A 20,010-nucleotide genomic window follows, 5' to 3' on the forward strand; every position below is an offset into this window, starting at 1 on the left:
TATCCGCGTGGCTCCTCGCAAACGCTGCGGGGAGCCGCGGTCGTATGTGCCGCTTCATGCCTGAGCCGCCAAGCGGACGAAAGCCGCGGTGTCGAGGGTCTCGCCGCGGGCGGTGGGGGAGATGCCCGCGGCGAGCAGGCGGCGTTCGGCTTCAGCGGGTGAGCCTGCCCAGGTGGCGAGGGCGGCGCGGAGCGTCTTGCGGCGCTGCGCGAATGCGGCGTCGATGACCGCGAAGACCCGGCGGCGGTGCTCGGCGTCCATCGGCCACGGCGGTTGCGCGAAACGTTCGATCCGGACCAGACCCGACTCGACGCGCGGAACCGGCCAGAACACCTGGGTGCCGACCGCGCCCGCACGCCGGACCGTCCCGAAGAAACCCGCTTTCACGCTCGGCACACCGTAGGTGCGACTGCCGGGCTCGGCGGCGAGACGATCGGCCACCTCGGCCTGCACCATCACCAAAGCCACTGCGATGCTGGGCAATTCGGCGAGCAGATGCAGCAGCACCGGCACCGCCACGTTGTACGGAAGGTTGGCCACCAGCGCGGTCGGGACGGCGGGGAGATCCGCGGCGGTGACGCGCAGCGCGTCCGCCTCGACCACCGACAACCGCGCCGCCAGTTCCGGCGCCCGATCCGCGACGGTGACCGGAAGATGTCGCGCGAGAACAGGATCGATCTCGACGGCGACCACCGAATCCACCACATCCAGCAGCGCGAGGGTCAGCGAACCCAGACCCGGTCCGACCTCGAGCACCATGTCCGGGCGCCCCACCCCCGCCGCCGCGACGATCCGCCGCACCGTGTTCGCGTCGTGCACGAAGTTCTGCCCGAGCTGCTTGGTCGGCCGAATCCCGAGCCGTTCGGCCAGCACCCGCACCTCGGCGGGACCGAGCAGTGCGGCACTCCCGCGAGCGGCAATTTCAGGTTCGGACACCTCGAGAATCTATCAACACGAGTGTGCGTGCAGTGCGGGCGCGCGGGAGGTCGGCGTCAGCTGATGCCGAGCCTGCTGGTGCATGCGGGCCAGGCGCCCCAGCCCTGCCGTTGCCGGGTGATCTCGGCGATGGCGATCTGTTCTTCCCTGGTCGCCAAATCGGCGCGCGGTGCGTACCGCAAGCCGCCCTGCCGCTCCCAGGTGCCCTGGTCGAACTGCACGCCGCCGTAGTAGCCATTGCCGGTGTTGATGGACCAGTTGCCGGTCGACTCACAGCGGGCCAGAGCGTCCCAGGTCGCGCCGTCGCGCACCGGCGGCACCTCGGTTCCCGGCTTGGCCCCCTTGCGGACGGTCTTCGGCTGTGCGGTCACGGACACCGTCGAACTGATCGGCCTGCGGTCGACTTCTTGGCCGTTGACCATGGTGACCGCGAACGTGACGTCCTGGACGCCGGGCTTGCCGGCTGATTCCACCACGGTGCGGCTCATGTTCAAGGTCGAGTCTTCGATGATGTTCTCCGGCGGATCCAGTGGCAGCGTTTCGGTGTGCTGCTCGATCCGCTTGCGCGTCACCGTGATGCGCAGACCATTCGTCAGCGGGGTGGACGCGGCGGGTTCCACGGAGTCCTGCTCGATCAGCGGGATGCCTGCGACGGTGAGGAACTCGCCGACTGTTGGGGCCGCCATGCGCACGTCCACCGGATTGCCGATGCCGTCGAGCAGCGAGACCGTGCGAGGGGTCGCGATGAGCAGTGACGCGCCCTGCAGCGGCAGCTTCTCCTCGCGCGCGGGCGAGACGTACACCTCTTTCGGGATCCTCAGCTGCTCGAGCGCCTCGCCCGCGGTCACGCCGGTGGTCCACACCTTCTGCGTCATGCCGTCGACCGACAGGTCGACCTCACGCGCCCGATTGAGCGTGATGGTCGCGCCGTTGCCGATATGCGCTGCCAGCGCGGGAGCGACCTTGTCCCGGTCGGTCACGGCGAAGCCCGCGGCTTTCAAGACGCCGCGCACGTCGGGCGACATGGTGGTCTGCAACAGCTTCTCGCCGTCTACGACGACGGTCACCGTCTTGCGGTTCACGATCGCCAGGCCCGCGCCGACGATCAATGTCAGCAGCAGCGCCCCGACCGCCAGATACAGCAGCGGGGACCGCGACCGGTTGATCCGGGAAAAGGGTGACATGGTCACAGCACGATAACGAGGGCGCGCAGGCCCGACAACCGCAAGCTCCGGAACAGGGGCTTTTCAATATCACGATCAGATATCGAGTCCGCAGGTAAATCACAAAACGACACGCCAAACGTGACATAGAACACATTTGATATTTGGTGCAGACGCGGGTCAGCGCCCGGCCGAAGTGTCGCTACTCGGCTCGAGGCCGGGGATGGCCCTCAGATGCGGTAGACGCGACGCGCGTTGGCGGTGGTGATCTTCGCCAGTTCCGCGGGGTCCTGCTTCCGCAATGCGGCCAGCGCTCGCACGGTGTAGGGCAGGCAGTACGGCTCGTTGGGCGCGCCGCGGAACGGATGCGGGGTCAGATACGGCGCGTCCGTCTCGACCAGGATCTGATCGTCGGGCACGACTCGAGCCGCCTCACGCAGTTCATGCGCGTTCTTGAAACTCACCGTTCCGGAAAAACTCAGGATGTAGCCCTCGGCCACGCACGACAGCGCCATGTTCGTGTCCGAGGAGAAACAGTGGAAGATCACCGTGTCCGGCGGGCCCTCGTCCAGCAGTACCGTCAGCAGGTCGTGATCGGCCTCGCGATTGTGGATCATCAGCGGTTTGCGGATCCGTTTGGCCAGGTCGATATGCCAGCGGAAACCCTCGATCTGCGTCTCGATGTCGGCGCAGCCGTCCAGTTTTCCGGGCCAGTAGTAGTCGAGGCCGGTTTCGCCGACAGCCACCACGCGCGGGTCGGCGGCCAGGTGCTCCAGCTCGGCCTTCGCCGCGTCGTCGAGCGCGTTCGCCCTGGTCGGGTGCAGTGCGACGGCCGCGAACAGGCGGTCGTCCCAGTGCGCGGCCCGCACCGCCCACCGCGCGGCGGCAAGGTCGTCGGCGACCGTGACCACCTGACCGACGCCGACCGAAGCGGCTCGGTCCACGATCGCCGCGGTCGAGGCGGCGTCGATCGCGCCGCAGGCGTCCAGATGGGTGTGCGCGTCCACGATCGGCCCGAGCGGCTCGGGCAACTCCGGCGCGGGACGTGTGGCGCTCATCGCAGGCCACCGTCGCGAAGCACGGGCGCCGCGACCCGGGGATCGACGCCGGGGATATTCACGCGAGCGAAGAAATGCACGCGCATTACAGTAGACAACACCATGAGCGAAGCTGACCGCCCCGCCTTCTACATCACCACGGCCATCGCCTATCCGAACGGTGCGCCGCACATCGGGCATGCGTACGAGTACATCTCGGCCGACGCCATCGCCCGCTTCAAGCGGCTCGACGGGTACGACGTGTTCTTCATGACGGGCACCGACGAGCACGGTCAGAAGATGCAGCAGGCCGCGACCGCCGAGGGCATCCCGGTGGAGGAGCTCGCGGCGCGCAACTCCGATGTGTTCGAGGCGCTGGACAAGACGCTCGACATCTCCCTCGACCGGTTCATCCGGACCACCGACGCGGACCACCAGGTGGCCAGCGCGGCGATCTGGGAGCGGATGCTCGCCAACGGCGACATCTACCTGGGCAACTACTCGGGCTGGTACTCGGTGCGCGACGAGGCGTTCTACGCCGACGAGGAGACCACGGTGCTGGAGGACGGCACTCGCGTCTCCACCGAGTCCAAGACGCCGGTCACCTGGACGGAGGAGTCCAACTATTTCTTCCGGCTCTCGGCCTACCAGGACAAGCTGCTCGCGCTCTACGGTGAGCATCCCGAATTCATCGCGCCCGCAACGCGTCGCAACGAGATCGTCAGCTACGTCAAGGCGGGGCTGAAGGATCTGTCCATCTCGCGCACCACCTTCGACTGGGGCGTGCCGGTGCCCGGCCATCCGGATCACGTCATGTACGTGTGGGTGGACGCGCTGACCAACTACATCACCGGCGTCGGCTTCCCGGACACCGAATCCGCCGCGTTCCGCAGGTTCTGGCCCGCCGACGTGCACATCATCGGCAAGGACATCACCCGGTTCCACACGGTGTATTGGCCCGCGTTCCTGATGTCGGCCGGCGTGGAGCTGCCGAAACGCGTCTTCGTGCACGGGTTCCTGTACAACAAGGGCGAGAAGATGTCCAAGTCGGTCGGCAACGTGGTCGACCCGCTGGAGCTGGTAGAGAACTACGGCTTGGACGCGGTGCGCTTCTTCCTGCTGCGCGAGATCTCCTACGGCCAGGACGGCAGCTACAGCCATGAGGCGATCGTGGGCCGGATCAACAGCGACTTGGCCAACGAGTTCGGCAATCTGGTGCAGCGCAGCACCAAGCTGGTCGCGCGGGACTGCGGCGGCGTGGTGCCGACCCCAGGCGAGTTCACCGCCGACGATCGCGCCCTGCTCGACCTCGCCGGCGGCCTGCTGGAGCGCTGCCGCACCGAATTCGACGGGCAACAGATGCATCTCGCGCTGGAGGCGATCTGGCTGACACTGGGCGAGACGAACAGGTACTTCTCCGCGCAGGCGCCATGGGCACTGGCGAAATCCGGCACGCCGGAGGACCTCGCCCGCGAGGCCACCGTGCTGTACGTGACGCTGGAGGTGCTGCGGATCGTCGCGATCCTGGTGCAGCCGGTGATGCCGGGGTCGGCGGGGCGCATCCTCGATCAACTGGGTCAGCAGAACCGGGTCTTCGCCGACATCGCGACCGCGATCGAGCCCGGTGTGGCACTGCCCGCGCCGGAACCTGTTTTCCCCAAGTACCTCGAGCCGAAGGACTGACCCGGACGTGTCGCGCGCCGGAACATCAAGGCGCGCAGCACTTTCGCGCTGATCTCCGGCGGCCCGCCGGGGTGCGGATCCACCTGCCTACGTACCATGGAATGTGTTGTCGGATAATGAAACACCGGTTCGCGGCCGTGCGGCGCCGTGGACTGTGTGCGATCGGTACGACGACGTCCCGTTCGGCATCGGTTCCGGCACAGAGAGGGCACCCATGCGGCAGCAGCATGCGACGACATCCGTTCAGCGGTCCGGTTTCGCCGAGCGCCATCGGGCCGCGCGCGAAGCCGTGCTCACGTCGCAGCGCGGCAGGCTGGTCGAAGCCATGGTGGAGTGCGTGGACAGCAAAGGCTATCCCGCGACCACGCTCACCGATCTCGTTGCGCGAGCGCGGGTTTCGCGCACCACCTTCTACGAGCACTTCACCAATAAAGAGGAGTGCTTCGTCGAGGCGGTGCACACCGGGGTCGACATCGTGGCGACCCGGATCGCGGACGAACTCGGCCAACTGCCGCCGGACGCCGATCCGTACGCGAAGATCGAATCCATCGTCGTCACGTTCTGCCAGACCGTCGCCACCGAGCCGGATTTCGCGCGACTGGTGCTGGTGGAGTCCTTCAAAGTGAACCAGGCCGCCGTCGACTACCGTGACCTGGCCGTCGACCGTTTCGCCCAGCTGTATCGGCTGTTCTATGACGAGGCGCGTGCCGCCGATCCGACGCTGCCGGAGGTCTCGGACGAACTGATCGCCCTGATCCCGGACGCGATCGGCGAGCGGACGCGCCGCGTCATCATCGCCGAAGGACCCGCGCGGGTACCGGAACTGGCGCCGCTGTTCGTCCAGTTCGTGATGACCACGCTGGGTCTCAGCGTTCCGGCGTGACCGCCGCGGTCACTTCCAGCGATCGAGCAGGCGGTTGGTCTCCGTGGTCAGCGCGGCCTGCAAGAACGGGCCGAAGGTGATGCGGGCGACGCCCTGGTCGGCGAGGGTCGCCTTGTCGGCCTGATCCGGCAGAACGGTGGCGCTCACCGGCAGCGGCAGCTCGCCGGTCAGACGGCGCATATCGGCGTCGGCGTGGCGGCCCACCGGGAACAGCACGTCGGCGCCCGCCTCGGCGGCCAACTTCAGGCGCTCGATGGCGCGGTCGACGCGGTCGGCGTCGTCGCCGTCCTGGCGCAGGAACAGGTCCGTGCGCGCGTTGATCACCACGTGCACGCCCGCGGCGTCGGCGGACTTGCGCAAGCCGTGCACGAGGTCGGCATGCTCCTGGGCCGAGCGCAGCCGTTTGCCCTCGCTGTGCACGGTGTCCTCGATATTGAGCCCGATCGCACCCGCCTCGAGCAAGCCGTCGATCAGCCGCGCTGGTTCCAGTCCGTACCCCGACTCGATGTCGACCGACACCGGAACATCCACCGCGGCGGTGATCTGCTCGACCCGTGTCAGTGACTCGTCGAACGTCATCCCTTCGCCGTCGCCGCGCCCGATCGAATCGGCCAGCGGATGACTGCCCACCGTCACGGCCGAGAAGCCCGCCTCGACGGCGACCTTCGCGGACCAGGCATCCCACACCGTCGGAAAGACTCCGGGATCTCCCGGCCGATGCAACCCGAGAAACGATTTGGCCTTGCTCTCCAGAGAAGTCATACCGACGATCATGCCCGCCGCACCGCACGCGGCACCAGCGCCACCCCGACTCGTGCACGGCGCGGGAGCGTCAGGTCCGGCGTGTGCACCCAGGGCTAGGGGGTGCGACGGGCCGTGAGCACCGCGTCGTAGAGTTCGCGTCGCGAGACGGCGTGCGCGGCGGCGATTTCGGCGCAGGCGTCCTTGAGGCGGATGCCGGTGGCCGTGCGGGCCTCGACCGCGTCGACCAGGTCGGCGGGGTCGGCGGCAGTCGGCTGAGCGCCCGCCAGGACCACGGTGATCTCGCCGCGCGCGCCGTCGACCGCCCAGGCGGCGAGTTCGGCGAGGGTGCCGCGGATCACTTCCTCGTAGGTCTTGGTCAGCTCGCGGCAGACGGCGGCGCGTCGATCCGGTCCGAGGATCTCCACCGCGTCGGTGAGGCAGTCGGCGAGCCGGTGTGGCGCCTCGAAGAAGACGCAGGCGCGCGGCTCGGCGGCCAAGGTGCGCAACCATTCCCGGCGCTGGCCGGATTTGCGCGGCGGGAATCCGTCGAAGCAGAACCGCTCCACCGGCAGGCCCGACAGAGCCAGTGCGGTGGTCACCGCCGAGGGGCCGGGCAGGCACGTCACCGGGAGGTTGTGCTCGACGCAGGCCGCGACCATCCGATATCCCGGGTCACTGACCGACGGCATGCCCGCGTCGGTCACCAGCAGCACCGTGCGCCCGGCGGTGATCTCGTCGAGCAGCATCGGGATCCGCGCTGTCTCCACGTGGTCGTAGAAGCTGACCACGCGGCCGGTGATCCCGACGTCCAGAGCCTTGGCCAGGGACTTCGTGCGCCGGGTGTCTTCGGCGGCGACGATATCGGCCGTGGCCAGCGCCTCCCGCAGGCGCTGCGAGGCATCGCCGATGTCGCCCATCGGTGTCGCCGCGAGTACCAGCCTGCCCGTCACTCCCCCGCCTCTCTCCCCCGCCTCTCCGAGTCTTTAGGCCGTACCGTCGGGTGACGCGGGGTTTGCATTCAGGTCCTGCGTTGGGTACCGCTCGAGTTCTGGCGTACCCGGTGAGTTGCTTATCCGCCTCTCCGGGTCTTCAGGCCGTACTAGTGGGTGACGCAGGATTCGCGTTCAGGTCCTGCGTTTGGATGCCGCTCGAGTCCTGGGCGTACCCGGTGAGTTACCCATGTTCTCACGAAATCAGTTGGTTGCGTATTCCGGTGTCGGCGAGGTCCCTGGGCATGCCTCACAGTCTGTCCCGGGGCCATGTCTCGCCGCCTACACGCCGTCGGCCAGCTCCAGCCAGCGCTCCTCGGCGGTGTCTTTCTCCGCGAGGACTTGCTTGAGTTCCGCGCCGAGGGTGACCAGCTTGTCCGGTTCGGTGGCGGCGTCGGCGAGTGCGGCGTGCAGACGCTGCTCGCGGTCGGACAGCTTGTCGATGGCGCGTTCCAGGCGGGTCAGCTCTTTGCGGGCCGCGCGGTAGGCAGCGGAATCGGTGGCGGGCGCGGCGGCGGACTTGGCCTCGGGCGCTGTGGCGCGGGTGGGGCCCGCCGCGAGGGCCGCGCGCTTGGTCAGGTACTCCTCGATCCCGCCGGGCAGGTTGGTGAGCTTGCCGTCGCCGAACAGCGCCCAGGTGGAGTCGCAGACGCGCTCGATCAGGTAGCGGTCGTGACTGATCACCACCAGCGTGCCCGCCCAGCTGTCGAGCAGGTCTTCCAGCTGTTGCAGCGTGTCGATGTCCAGGTCGTTGGTCGGCTCGTCGAGCAGCAGGACGTTCGGCTCGGACATGAGGATGCGGGTCAGCTGCAGGCGGCGGCGCTCGCCGCCGGACAGGTCGCCGACCGGCGTGCGCTGGCGAGCGGGGCTGAAGCCGAGCCGCTCGGCCAGCTGGCCCGCCGAGATCTCCTTGTCGCCGAGCATGATTCGCTGCGCGACCTGCTGCACCGCCTCCAGCACCCGCAGGTCGGTCGGCAGGTCGTCGAGTTCCTGGCGCAGCCAGCCGATCTGCACGGTCTGGCCCTGGATGCGCTTGCCGGCGGCCAGCGCCGAGCCGGTGTCTCCGGCCAGCGCGCGCAGCAGCGTCGTCTTGCCCGAACCGTTGACGCCGACCAGGCCGACGCGCTCGCCCGGCGCCAGCCGCCAGGTCAGATCGCGCACCAGTTCCCTGCCATCCGGAGTGGCGAGCGTGGCGTCCTCCAGTTCGACCACGACGCGCCCGAGCCGCTTGCGCGCGAACGCGGCCAGGGAGACGCTGTCGCGCGGTGGCGGCACGTCGGCGATCAAGGCTTCCGCGGACTCGACCCGGTAGCGGGGCTTGGAGGTGCGGGCCTGCGGGCCGCGCCGCAGCCAGGCCAGTTCCTTGCGGGCCAGGTTGCGCCGCCGCGCTTCGGACGCGTCCGCTTGGCGGGCGCGCTCGGCGCGGGCGAAGATCCAGTCGCCGTAACCGCCCTCGTAGCTTTCGACGTCGCCGCCGACCACTTCCCAGGTGTTGGTGGCGACGGTGTCGAGGAACCAGCGGTCGTGGGTCACCACGACCAGCGCGCTGCGGCGGCTCAGCAGGTGCTCGGCCAGCCACTGCACGCCCTCCACGTCGAGATGGTTGGTCGGCTCGTCCAGTACCAGCAGGTCGAGCTCGCGCACCAGCGCCGCGGCGAGCGCGACCCGCCGCCGCTCGCCGCCGGAGAGATTGTCGACCGGGGTGTCCATGCCGAGACCGGCGATGCCGATGCCGTCCATCACCGAGCGGATGCGCGGGTTGGCGGCCCATTCGTGTTCGGCGACCTGGTCGGTCATCGCGTCGTCGGCGAGGCCGGCCAGCACCACCGAGCCCACCGTCGCGCCCGCGGGCAGCGTGCCGCGCTGGGTCACCACCGCCGAGCGCAAGCCGCCGAGCCTGCTGACCCGGCCGCTGTCGGGTTCCTCGATCCCGGTGAGCACCTCGAGCAGGGTGGTTTTGCCGCCTCCGTTGAGGCCGACGACCCCGATCCGTTCGCCGACATGCACGCCGAGCGAGACGTTGTCCAGCAACGGCTTGATCCCGAAGCTCTTATGGACCTGTTCGAGATTGATCAGGTTGGACATGAATCCTTCCGTGTCTTGCGCAAACGGGCCGATGATGGCCCCGGGCCAGCGTACCGACCGGCGTGGGCGGGCTTTCCTCCCGGCGAACCGGGCGCTTGCGGAACGAACATCGTTCGTCTAGATTCGCTTGGAACGAACAACGTTCGTTCCAAGTAACCGATCCGGCGCTCCCCAGAAGTACAGCCGCAGAATGGGAGCCCCACCTCGTCAAACGGGGGTGTTCGGCGGGCGGCACCGTTCCCATTCCGCTTCGCTCCTCTGGAGGATTCCCATGCATGTCGGCCTCGGCCTGCCCATTTCCGATCCCGCCGCCCTGCTCGACTGGGCCCGGCGCGCCGACGCGGGCCCGTTCCGCACGCTCGGCCTGCTCGACCGCTTGGTCTACGACAACCCCGAACCCTTGATCGCGCTGGCGACCATCGCCGGGGCGACCGCCAGAATCAAGGTCCAGACCGAAGTGCTGCTCGCGCCGCTGCGTGACCCGGTGCTGCTCGCCAAACAGGTCGCGACGCTGGACCGGATGTCCGGCGGCCGCCTGGTGCTCGGCCTCGGGGTCGGCGGACGCGCGGACGATCACCTCGCTTCCGGCACCGACCTGCGCACCCGTGGTCGCCGCCTCGACGAGCAACTCGCGCTCATGCGCCGCCTGTGGTCCGGAGTGCCCTACAGCGACGAGTGCGGGCCGATTGGACCCGCGCCGCTGCGGCCGGAAGGTCCCGAAATCTTGTTCGGCGGTTTCCAACCCGCGGCGCTCGCGCGAGTCGGCCGGTGGGGCAGCGGCTTTCTCGCCGCCGCACCGCCTTCGTGGGCAGGCGGCCTGTTCGACACCGTGCGCCGCTCATGGAAGGACCACGGCAGGTCCGGAGCGCCCCGCATCGTCGCCCAGGTCAACGTGGCGCTCGGCCCGCCGGAGGTCATCGATGCGGCCCGCGCCGCGATGGGCGCCTACTACGAGTTCACCGGACGCGCCCAGTCCATGGTCTCCGGGATGCTCACCACACCGGACGAAATCCGCACAGCTATCGCACAATTCGAAGATCTCGGCGCCGACGAGGTGATGCTCTACTGCTACGGACGCGATGTCGACCAAGTCGATCGGCTGGCCGACGTCGTCTCCTGACCCAACGGCCGCGCCCGCGAGCGGCGGCGCGCGCCGGTCAGTGCTTCCCGGACGCGTCGGCGCTCAGAACGCGCGCGCCCGGCACCGGGCCGCTGGCCGTGCGCACGCTGCGGCACACGCCCGCGCCCGCGAGTTCGGCCGCCACCGATATCGCGGATTCCTCGCTCTCGCACAGGAACGCGCAGGTGGGTCCGGAGCCCGACACCAGCCCGGCCAGTGCGCCCGCGGTCACGCCCGCGCGCAGCGTGCGCCGCAGTTCCGGCTTCAGCGACAGCGCCGCCGCCTGCAAGTCGTTGCCGAGTAGCGGAGCGAGCTGGTGCGGATCGCCGGAGGCCAGCGCCTGCATCAGTCGCTGCGGCACCCCGAGCCGAGGGGGTTCGCCATGCTCGCGGAGCCGATCGAGTTCGGCGAAAACGGCCGGAGTGGCCAGGCCCCCCTTCGCGAAGGCGAGCACCCAGTGAAACGTGTTACGGGACAGCACCGGAAGCAGCCGTTCCCCGCGGCCCGTGCCCAGCGCGGTGCCGCCGTGCAGCGCGAACGGGACATCACTGCCCAGTTCGGCGGCCACCGCACCGAGTTCGTCCCGGGACAGGCCCAGGTCCCACAGCTCGTTCAGCCCGACCAGCGCCGCGGCGGCATCCGCGCTGCCGCCCGCCATGCCGCCCGCCACCGGAATGCCTTTGCTGATGGCGATTTCCACCAGGGGCGCGCGGCCGCCGAGGTGCGCGAGCCGGACGGCCGCCTTCCAGACCAGGTTCGTCCGGTCGGTCGGCACCTCGGCCGCGCCCTCGCCGGTGACCCGGACGGCGAGCGAAGCCGACGGCGCGATCTGCACATCGTCGCTCAGGGACAGCGCCTGGAATACCGTGGTCAGGTCGTGATAGCCATCGGCGCGCAGGTCGCCGACTCCGAGATGGAGGTTCACCTTCGACGGCGCGCGCACGGTGACGGGACTCGGCACTACGGACAGCACGGTGCACAAGCCTAATGGCGGAGCCTGACGAAGTCTGTCCATAACCCACGCCTTGCCGGGTGCAGACTCGAGTCGGCCGCGTAACGGGCGCAGCCGACGAAGTCCGTTCCCAGACCCGCCCGGCCGAGCGAATGCGAAGGCAGCCGCATGGCAGGTGCAGTCGCTCGGCCGTGGCAGCCGCTTCGGTTACTCAAAGCAGCGCGCCGCCGGTGGCGTCGATCCACTGTCCGGTGACCCACCGTGCGTCGTCGGAGGCGAGGAAACCGACGATGTCGGCCACGTCGGCGGAGTGCCCCACCCGATGGAACGGAGACATCGCCGTCACCATCGCCTCGACTTCGGGATCGCGCAGCCAGCTCGCGTTCATGTCGGTGTCGATCACTCCTGGCCCCACCGCGTTCACCGTGATGCCGCGCGCGCCGACCTCCTTGGCCAGCACGCTGGTGAAGCTGTCGATCGCGGCTTTGGTCATGGTGTAGGCGATCAGCTGCGGCATGCGCGCACCGTGGGTGAGGCCGGTGGAGATGTTGACGATCCGGCCGCCCGCCCGCAACCGGTCCAGGCCGAGGCGGGTGATGAAGAACGGCGCTTTGGCGTTGATCGCGAAGACCCGGTCGAACGCCCCCTCGTCGGTCCCCGCGATCGGCTCGCGGATGCCATCGGTGCCCGCGTTGTTCACCAGGATGTCCAGCCCGTCGGCATGTGCGTCGAAAGCGGCCCACAGGGTCGCGGCGTCGCCCGGCACACCCAGTTCGGCGCGGATCGCGAACGCTTCGCCGCCTGCGGCTTCGATCGCGGCGACGGTCGCCTTGGCCGCCTGCTCGTTGCCGTTGTAGTGGACCGCGACCCGTGCGCCCTCACGCCCGAGTCGTTCGGCTATGGCCCGTCCGATTCCCCGGCTGGCTCCGGTCACCAATGCCGTCTTACCCGTCAGCGTGCCCATGCCGGGCCCCTTTCTCTAGCGGTCGCTACAGAAAGTAAAGTAGCACATTGTCTAGCGAGCGCTATAAAATTCTGGGCATGGGTACCACGACCCGGGGACGACCCCGATCCTTCGACCGGGACGCGGCGCTGGATCAGGCCATGCGGCTGTTCTGGGCGCGCGGGTACGAAGCCACCTCGATCGGCGACCTGACCGCGGCCATGGGCATCGGGGCGCCGAGCCTCTACGCGGCGTTCGGTGACAAGAAGACGCTGTTCGGCGAGGCGGTCGCGAGTTTCGGCGCACGCTACGGCGGATTTGTCACGCGTGCGCTGGCCGAGGAGGCGACCGCGGAGGCGGCGGTTGCGCGGATCTTGCACGAGGCGGCGACGGAGTACACCCGGCCGGATTGCCCGCACGGTTGCCTGGTGATCAGCGCGGGTGTCAACACCACCAACACCGAGATAGCCGACCTGCTCCGCGATATGCGCAACTGGAACGCCGACAGGTTCGCCGCTCGCATTCAGGCCGATATCGACGCGGGCCTGCTACCGGCCCATCCGGACGCGCGCACGCTGGCTCGCTACGTCGCCACGATCATGCAGGGTATGTCGCAGGCGGCCAGGGACGGCGCGAGCCGGGCGGAACTCGAGCGGGTGGCCGAGATGGCGATGCGGGGGTGGGGGACCTAGTGCCCGGAGGCGCGTCCGTCCTGCACAGCCACCGGCAGGCAGCTGCGCACGAAGTCGGCGCCGAAGTCGGTGAGGACCACGCTGCGGTAGATCACCTTGGTGCCGAATCCGGAACGCTTCAGCAGCTCTCGGACCGCTGACTGCGCCTCCAGCAGTTGGTAGCGGTTCGGGTTGCCGATCGGCTCCCGCGCGTGCTCGACCAAACCGAGTCTGCGCAGGTTGGTCAGGTACTGCTGAATCCGGTTCGGGAAGCGCAGGCCGGCGTGCTCGCCGATCAGCGTGAGCATCGAACCGACGCGTTCCGCGCCGAGCGCGCGCGGGCGTCCGGTGCGGATGTCGACCGAGGGCTGCGGCCCGTCCAAGTGCAGGAAGCGCAGGATGCGCGCCTCGTCCGGGGTCAGCTCGGCCAGCATGCCCGGGAAGGCCGGGTGGTTGTCGTCCTCGCCGTGGGCGCTGGCCGACAACCGCAGCAGCGCGGCGCCCTGCTCGCGCAGCGTCGGCACACTCTCCCGAGTGGGCGGTTCCGCGGTGCCCGGGATGCCGAGCGCCCTGCGCATCGCGGCGCGGACCTCGGCCTCGGCCTCGGCGAACACTTCTCGGGGCGGTGTTCCCTCGATGCTGCGCCGCACGACGGTAGAGGTGACATCGACCGCGGTGCCGACACCCCAGGCGGTCACGCCCGTGACGGCGCTCCACGCGACCCGGGCGACGCCCGTCGCGGCCCGCACGGTGGCCGCGGGAACCGTTGCCAGTCTGGCTAATTCGTCGGTGCGGGTGAGGTCCGAGGTAGGCCGCCGGGCGATTGCCCGTGACGGCTCGGCGTTCGCCTCCGTCGCATCGCGGTGCTCGACGGCCTCGAGATCGCCGTCGTCCGGACCCGCTACAGCCATGATGTCGCCACTCCCGTTCCGAAGATCAGGATATGAGCGTATCCGGCGAACAGCCCTAATACACCACCATGGACGAAAAGCAGCCACTCGTCCTGTTTGATCGCGGCGCGCAGCATGTCGACGAAGTCCGGGGGCGACAACACGGACATCTGCCTGGCGATGTATTCGTTGATCTGCCTGCCCTGGCGGACGTTGAACTCCGGGTCGGCGAACGCGATCGGCGCGATGGCCATGGCCTCGGTGGTGAACGTGGCCTGCAACGAGTCGTATTCGCGACTGCCGAGCATGAACTTGACCGCGGGACGCGCGGGCCCGAGCGCGCGGTCGGCGGCCGGACGCAAGGTGTCCTCCAGCATCTGCATGGTGCGATCCGAGCGCGGACCGTTGAGCAACTCGTCGCCGATATTCGCCACCGTGATCACCTGGCTGGAAACCAATTCCGCATATCCGTCGGTGATTTCGGACTTGCGTTTGATCAGCAGGCCCTGCCGCCACGGGCACCACCACTTCGGATAGGCGGGCGCGAAGATCATATTGATGCCGATCCAGTTGACCACCCAGCCGATGATCACGCCGCCGATCGGAAGCACGACCAGGCTGGACCATCCGGTCAGATGCAGGACGGCGACCAGCACCACGCCCATCGGCGCGCCGAAGTAGAAACCGAAGTTCTGCATGAAACGCAGTTCCTTGGCGCCGAGCACTTGGAACAGCGTGTTGAGCAGATGCGGCCGGGCCTGGAAGTAGCGGATCACCATCTGCTTCACGTCGAGCAGCTGATCGATATTCGCGCCCAATTCCTCGGTGAGTTCGCGCAGAATCTCCGGCAACTGCTGGCGGACCCGCTCGTGCACCACCTCGCGCACCTGCGCCGGCAGGTTGTACCAGAGCTGCGGATGCTCGCGCTTCAGGATGTCCTCGACGATGTCCTTGATCTGCGCGTCGGCGATGCTCGCGAGATGCTCGGCCAGTTTGTCCGGCTCGAGCTCGCGGTAGAAGTCGGCGACGCTGCCGAGTTTGGCCAGGCCCTTGTCGACCGCGATGCTGGCCATCTTGTCCGCGCGTGAGGGGACGATGCCCTGCCAACCGAATCGGCCGTCGTAGCTGAGCAGCGGGAGAACTTGAATTCGCTTGGGCAGGAATGGGTACAGCGCGCGCAGACCGGGAACTCGGAAGCCGTGGAAGGCGACCGGCTTGAACAGCATGAGCACGCCGGTCCAGTTGGTGATATAGCCGATGACTCCGGTGAATAGAGGTATCGTCACGAGCTCGAGGAGGATCGTGGGGTGGATTCCGAATACGCTCTCTAACACGACACCCTCCTGCCGATACACCGGTGACCGCCGCCTCACCGGCACCCAAAACTAGCACCCCCTCGGCAAAGAAACCCTATTGTGCGCCGTGCGCCCGACACACTGTCCGAGTCAGGCGGTGCGAATGACCGGCGACACAAGGGGAAGTAGTCTGTGGGCGGATCCGTTCACCCGGCGATATCGGAGAAAACGTGGCAGACGACAGGACCGGACAGGACGTGGCCCGGGCCTCTTCCCGCGGCGTCGAGCGCAGTTCGGATGTCGAACAGCGGCAGATCAGCAATGAAGCGCGGCTGATCCGCGGCGTTTTCCGCGCGGCAGGGGTGGCCGCGGGGACGGTCGTGCGCGGCAGCCAATGGGCCGTCGGCACCACCTTCGAGGTCACCAAGGAGATCACGCAGGCCGCGCTGGACGGCGAATCCTCGGCCGAGATCGCCGAGCGAACCGGAAACGCGTTGCGCTCCATCGCCCGCAGCGCCCTCGGCGTCACCGAGGGTTCGGTGCGGGAGATCGTCAGCTACGTCCCGACGTCCAACGGCGCGCAGCAGGCGCTCGCGGTCGGCTCGCACCTGCGCTCGGCTACCACCGAGGAACTGCGCCGTCGCGGTGACGCGCTGCTGGCCAGGTCCGCCGACGTCTACTTCACCGATGACGTGCACCCGGCCTACGACCGCATCCTCGACGAGCTCGCTCCGGACGAGGCGCGCATTCTTCGCTTCATGGCGCTCAACGGCCCGCAACCGTCGGTGGACGTGCGCACCAACCGTCCGCTGGGGATCGGCTCGGAACTCGTGCAGGGCGATCTCACCTCGGTGCCCGAGCAGGCCGGCGTGCGCTACCCGGACCGCGCGCGGATGTACCTGATCAACCTCAACCGTCTCGGACTCACACTGACCTCCGATGATCCGGTCGTGCTGAGCCGGTACATGGTGCTCGAAGTCCAGCCCGTGGTGGAGGCGGCGCTGAAGAAGGCGGGCCGGGCGCCGAAGATCGTCCGCAAGAGTCTCCGGCTCACCGAGTTCGGCGAGGATTTCTGCCGCACCTGCTTCACGATCGGAAGCTGATCGGGTCTGATAGCAATCTGATACAACCCTCCCAATTCGAGACCTGGGGTGGGATTGTGGAGGGTATGGATCAGGGAACCGGCGGGCAAGAGCGCGGCGACCCCGGTGTGGGCGTCGCTGCGCAAGTGCGTACTGACCGGGGCATGAGCTCCGGTGGACAGGGGCGCGACGACCCGGGATTCCACCCGGGCCGGCAAACGCGCGGCAGTGTGGGAATCGATCCCGGTGGACCGGAGCCGAGTACCCGGGACATCGACCAGGACCGGCCGGAGCGCGGCGGCCGACCGGAGCGCGGCAACCGGGGCGCCGATGAGCAGAACCGCGGCGCTCGGCGCACGGACGCGCGACTACGTTTCGACGCGGGGCCGATCGATTTCGGGCAGGTGCGCGGCGATCCGAGATCGGCAGGCGGCCGGGACGACGAGCGGGAAGTGAACGACGTAGCGGCGATCAGCCGGCTGAAGTACCGCTATCTTCGCACGCTCGACACCAAATCATGGGATGAATTCGCGGACACCATGATCCCCGAGGCGACCGCGACCTACAGCGAATATCTCCAGTTCGAATCGCGTGAGGCGTTCATCGCGTTCATGCGCAATACGCTCGGTCCGCACGTGATCACCGAGCACCGATGCGACCACCCGGAGATCGATGTCGATGGGGACGCCGCCAGTGGCACCTGGTACCTCGCCGACACGGTGCTCATTCCGGGCCACAACATGCTGCTGCGCGGCGCGGCCTTCTACAACGACCGCTACATCCGCTGCGACGACGGACGCTGGCGGATCTCCCACACCGGCTATGAGCGCACCTACGAGGTAGTGCTCTCGCTCAGTGACCTGCCGAGCCTGCGGCTGACCTCCAGCCGCTGGGGCTTGATAGCCCGGGAAGAGGGCATCGCCTCGGTCGAACGCGAACCCAGCACCCCCACCGTGCGGACCGAGCGGCCCGAACCCACCGCCGGCTGACTCAGTCGGCGGTGGCCACCAGGGGCTCCAACGTGAGCGCCGGGTGTTCCTTCTCGATGTATTGCAGCCGCCACTTGTCACTGAACAGCGCGAGTAGCGCACCGTCTGAGCGGGTGAAGACCTCCACCCCGCGCTGTCGCCCGAGTACGTCCGCCGACGCGGCGTCGGTGCGCCGGGCCAGCGTGTAGCCCAGATGCTCCATCGTGGTCTCCACGTTGAACTCCGTGAGCATCCGGGCGGTGACCACTTCGAATTGCATCGGACCGACGGCCGCGAGCACGGGGGAGGCGTCGCCGCGGAGATCGTTGCGCAGCACCTGCACCACGCCCTCGGAGTCGAGCTGGTCGATGGCCTTGCGGAACTGCTTGTACTTGCCCGCACTCCGCGCCCGCAGCACCGCGAAGTGCTCCGGCGCGAAGGACGGGATCGGCGGGAACTCCACCTTCTTGTCCACGAACAGCGTGTGGCCCGGGGCCAGCGCGGTCGCGTTGACCAGCCCGACCACGTCGCCCGGGTAGGCGATGTCGACGGTGGCGCGCTCGCGGCCGAACACGGTCAGCGCGTACTTGGTTGCGAAGGGTCGTCCGGTCTGGGCGTGGGTGACCACCATGCCGCGCTCGAACTCGCCGGACACGATCCGCATGAACGCGAGCCGGTCGCGGTGCGCGGCGTCCATACCCGCCTGCACCTTGAAGACCACCGCGCTGAACGGGTCGCCGGTCTCGCGTGGCTTGCCTGCGAGGTCCGGGCGCGCGCCGGGCGCGGGCGCGAGCGCGACCAGAGTCTCCAGCAATTGCCGCACGCCGAAGTTCAGCATCGCGGACGCATAGATGACCGGCGAGGTCTGCCCGGCGAGGAACAGTTCCTGGTCGTGGTCCTGGCCGGTGGCCGAGAGCAGTTCGCTCTCCTCGGCGGCGGTGTTCCACGGCTCGCCTTCGCGCGCCTCGGCGGACTCCGGGGTGAGCGACTCCTCCGGCGCGATGGTCGCGCCGCCCGCGGTGCGAGTGAAGTGGATGTATTCGAGCGGGACGCCGTCCGGGCCGCGGCGCAGCAGGCCGCGGAAGTCGCCCGCGATGCCGACCGGAAGGAACAGCGGGGTGGGGGTGAGGCCGATCCGCTCGTCGATCTCGTCGAGCAGTTCCAGCGGCGCCCGCCCCGGCCGGTCCCACTTGTTGATCACCGTGATCACCGGGATGCCCCGGTGGCGGCACACCTGGAACAGCTTCAACGTCTGCGGCTCCAAGCCCTTGGCCGCGTCGATCAGCATCACCGCGGCGTCGACGGCGGTGAGTACGCGGTAGGTGTCCTCGGAGAAATCGGAGTGGCCGGGGGTGTCCACCAGGTTGATGACGCTGTCCACGTCGGAGCCCGCGGCGCGGTAGTTGAACTGCAACGCGGTCGAGCTCACCGAGATGCCGCGCGCCTTCTCCATCTCCATCCAGTCCGAGACGGTGGACTTGCGCCCGGCCTTCCCGTGGATCGCGCCCGCCTCGGAGATCATCCTGGCGTGCAGGGCGAGCGCCTCGGTGAGCGTGGACTTGCCCGCGTCGGGATGGGAGATCACCGCGAACGTGCGCCGCCGGGCGACCTCGGCGGGCAGCCCGCGGGGGGCGGGCGCGACGACACCCTCAGGGGAGGCGCTCAACGCAAAAAACCTTTCGCAGACGACCGATCGGCAACCACGCCAGCGTACGCGACCGATGGGAACCGGAGTCGATCCGTCGGTAACCACCCGATGCATAGAGCGCACCTGCGCTGGGGTATGGTGTTCGGGTTGTCTCGGCGAGGGTGACCGCAGACCAGATTTGCGACACCGTGATCGACGCGGCGCGGCTTCCGGCCGTCCTCGTTCGGTCTTCGCCCCGACGAGTAGACCACCCCGGTCAGGCGTGAGCAACCCCTGACGGGTAAACGCTGACCGCCCGGAAGAGCCGTAGGAGTAGATCCAGTCATGTCCGACGTCAACCTTCTCGAAGCCTCTGTACGCACCGAGTTCGGCAAGGGCGCCGCCCGCCGCACCCGGCGTGCCGGCAACGTCCCCGCCGTGCTGTACGGCCACCAGACCGACCCGCAGCACCTGTCGGTCAACGCCCAGGAGTTCGCCGCCATCCTGCGTGAGCACGGCACCAACGCGGTGCTGAACCTCGTCATCGACGGCAAGAAGCAGCTCGCGCTGACCAAATCTGTTGTGGTGCACCCGATTCGCCGCTACATCGAGCACGCCGACCTGCTCATCATCAAGCGCGGTGAGAAGGTCACCGCCGACGTGGCCGTCACGGTCGTCGGCGACGCCGCCGCGGGCACCCTGGTCACCCAGGAGGCCACCACCATCTCCATCGAGGCCGACGCGCTGAAGCTGCCCGAGGCCATCGAGGTCTCCGTCGAGGGCGTCGAGGCGGGCACCCAGATCACCGCGGGCGCGGTGCCGCTGCCTGCCGGTGTCACCCTGGCCGCCGACCCGGAGACTCTGATCGTCAACGTCATCGCCGCCCCGGCCGCCGAGCCCGCCGCGGGCGAGGCCGAGGCCGAGGGCGAGACCGCGGAATAA

Annotated in this window: 18 protein-coding genes; 7 read left to right on the forward strand and 11 right to left on the reverse strand. The window is 68.6% G+C overall.

What is annotated here, in order from left to right:
- Positions 1–54 precede the first annotated feature (54 nt).
- The 3 genes from rsmA to OHA40_RS20275 all read right to left on the reverse strand — a co-directional run bounded on the left by rsmA (position 55) and on the right by OHA40_RS20275 (position 3,157).
- Positions 55–936 carry a 16S rRNA (adenine(1518)-N(6)/adenine(1519)-N(6))-dimethyltransferase RsmA gene (gene rsmA, locus OHA40_RS20265; RefSeq protein ID WP_330228471.1) on the reverse strand — a complete coding sequence of 294 codons (882 nt, stop codon included), beginning with the start codon at positions 934–936 and terminating at the stop codon, positions 55–57.
- A gap of 56 nt (positions 937–992) precedes the next feature.
- A complete protein-coding gene (locus OHA40_RS20270; protein WP_330228472.1) occupies positions 993–2,120 on the reverse strand; it encodes a transglycosylase family protein in 1,128 nt (375 codons plus the stop codon).
- A 209-nt stretch (positions 2,121–2,329) separates the two neighbouring features.
- The gene (locus OHA40_RS20275; RefSeq protein ID WP_330228473.1) at positions 2,330–3,157 is read right to left on the reverse strand and encodes a TatD family hydrolase; all 828 of its coding nucleotides are present in this window, start codon (positions 3,155–3,157) and stop codon (positions 2,330–2,332) included.
- Between the two features lie 102 nt (positions 3,158–3,259).
- On the opposite strand from OHA40_RS20275, the gene metG reads away from it, so the two are divergent.
- Both metG and OHA40_RS20285 read left to right on the forward strand, forming a co-directional pair.
- Entirely contained in the window at positions 3,260–4,819 is a 1,560-nt protein-coding gene (gene metG / locus OHA40_RS20280) for a methionine--tRNA ligase (protein WP_330228474.1), read from the forward strand.
- 214 nt (positions 4,820–5,033) lie between these two features.
- Positions 5,034–5,702: a TetR/AcrR family transcriptional regulator gene (locus OHA40_RS20285; protein WP_330228475.1), complete on the forward strand. Its 669-nt coding sequence runs from the start codon at positions 5,034–5,036 to the stop codon at positions 5,700–5,702.
- 9 nt (positions 5,703–5,711) lie between these two features.
- Here the strand turns inward: OHA40_RS20285 and OHA40_RS20290 are convergent, their stop codons facing one another.
- The 3 genes from OHA40_RS20290 to OHA40_RS20300 all read right to left on the reverse strand — a co-directional run bounded on the left by OHA40_RS20290 (position 5,712) and on the right by OHA40_RS20300 (position 9,520).
- The gene (locus OHA40_RS20290; protein ID WP_330228476.1) at positions 5,712–6,464 is read right to left on the reverse strand and encodes an isocitrate lyase/PEP mutase family protein; all 753 of its coding nucleotides are present in this window, start codon (positions 6,462–6,464) and stop codon (positions 5,712–5,714) included.
- A gap of 95 nt (positions 6,465–6,559) precedes the next feature.
- The gene (gene rsmI, locus OHA40_RS20295; RefSeq protein WP_330228477.1) at positions 6,560–7,396 is read right to left on the reverse strand and encodes a 16S rRNA (cytidine(1402)-2'-O)-methyltransferase; all 837 of its coding nucleotides are present in this window, start codon (positions 7,394–7,396) and stop codon (positions 6,560–6,562) included.
- A 321-nt stretch (positions 7,397–7,717) separates the two neighbouring features.
- Complete coding sequence (locus OHA40_RS20300; RefSeq protein ID WP_330228478.1) at positions 7,718–9,520, reverse strand: ABC-F family ATP-binding cassette domain-containing protein; 1,803 nt, start codon at positions 9,518–9,520, stop codon at positions 7,718–7,720.
- 271 nt (positions 9,521–9,791) lie between these two features.
- Between OHA40_RS20300 and OHA40_RS20305 the strand changes: the two genes are divergently transcribed.
- Entirely contained in the window at positions 9,792–10,640 is an 849-nt protein-coding gene (locus OHA40_RS20305) for an LLM class flavin-dependent oxidoreductase (RefSeq protein WP_330228479.1), read from the forward strand.
- 37 nt (positions 10,641–10,677) lie between these two features.
- On the opposite strand, the gene OHA40_RS20310 is transcribed toward OHA40_RS20305, so the two are convergent.
- On the reverse strand, positions 10,678–11,613 hold the full coding sequence (locus tag OHA40_RS20310) for a 4-(cytidine 5'-diphospho)-2-C-methyl-D-erythritol kinase (protein WP_330228480.1): 936 nt from the start codon (positions 11,611–11,613) through the stop codon (positions 10,678–10,680).
- 190 nt (positions 11,614–11,803) lie between these two features.
- On the reverse strand, positions 11,804–12,556 hold the full coding sequence (locus tag OHA40_RS20315) for an SDR family oxidoreductase (RefSeq protein ID WP_330228481.1): 753 nt from the start codon (positions 12,554–12,556) through the stop codon (positions 11,804–11,806).
- 77 nt (positions 12,557–12,633) lie between these two features.
- On the opposite strand from OHA40_RS20315, the gene OHA40_RS20320 reads away from it, so the two are divergent.
- Positions 12,634–13,227 carry a TetR/AcrR family transcriptional regulator gene (locus tag OHA40_RS20320; protein WP_330228482.1) on the forward strand — a complete coding sequence of 198 codons (594 nt, stop codon included), beginning with the start codon at positions 12,634–12,636 and terminating at the stop codon, positions 13,225–13,227.
- Here the strand turns inward: OHA40_RS20320 and OHA40_RS20325 are convergent.
- Together OHA40_RS20325 and OHA40_RS20330 are read right to left on the reverse strand one after the other, a co-directional pair.
- The gene (locus OHA40_RS20325; protein ID WP_330228483.1) at positions 13,224–14,117 is read right to left on the reverse strand and encodes an Abi-alpha family protein; all 894 of its coding nucleotides are present in this window, start codon (positions 14,115–14,117) and stop codon (positions 13,224–13,226) included. The two genes, OHA40_RS20320 and OHA40_RS20325, sit on opposite strands and share 4 nt — an antisense overlap.
- Positions 14,108–15,382, reverse strand: coding sequence for a hypothetical protein (locus tag OHA40_RS20330; RefSeq protein WP_330228484.1), 1,275 nt, complete (start codon positions 15,380–15,382; stop codon positions 14,108–14,110). The genes OHA40_RS20325 and OHA40_RS20330 overlap by 10 nt, the downstream gene beginning before the upstream one ends.
- A 239-nt stretch (positions 15,383–15,621) precedes the next feature.
- Here OHA40_RS20330 and OHA40_RS20335 point away from each other — a divergent pair, with 239 nt between their 5' ends.
- Complete coding sequence (locus OHA40_RS20335) at positions 15,622–16,494, forward strand: Abi-alpha family protein (protein ID WP_330228485.1); 873 nt, start codon at positions 15,622–15,624, stop codon at positions 16,492–16,494.
- 431 nt (positions 16,495–16,925) lie between these two features.
- Positions 16,926–17,462: a nuclear transport factor 2 family protein gene (locus OHA40_RS20340; protein WP_330234290.1), complete on the forward strand. Its 537-nt coding sequence runs from the start codon at positions 16,926–16,928 to the stop codon at positions 17,460–17,462.
- A 1-nt stretch (position 17,463) separates the two neighbouring features.
- Here OHA40_RS20340 and OHA40_RS20345 read toward each other — a convergent pair whose 3' ends face one another.
- On the reverse strand, positions 17,464–19,107 hold the full coding sequence (locus OHA40_RS20345) for a peptide chain release factor 3 (RefSeq protein ID WP_442943769.1): 1,644 nt from the start codon (positions 19,105–19,107) through the stop codon (positions 17,464–17,466).
- A gap of 306 nt (positions 19,108–19,413) precedes the next feature.
- Here OHA40_RS20345 and OHA40_RS20350 point away from each other — a divergent pair, with 306 nt between their 5' ends.
- Entirely contained in the window at positions 19,414–20,010 is a 597-nt protein-coding gene (locus OHA40_RS20350) for a 50S ribosomal protein L25/general stress protein Ctc (protein WP_330228486.1), read from the forward strand.

This window comes from Nocardia sp. NBC_00508, from assembly GCF_036346875.1.
In the GTDB taxonomy this organism is placed as follows: Bacteria; Actinomycetota; Actinomycetes; order Mycobacteriales; family Mycobacteriaceae; genus Nocardia.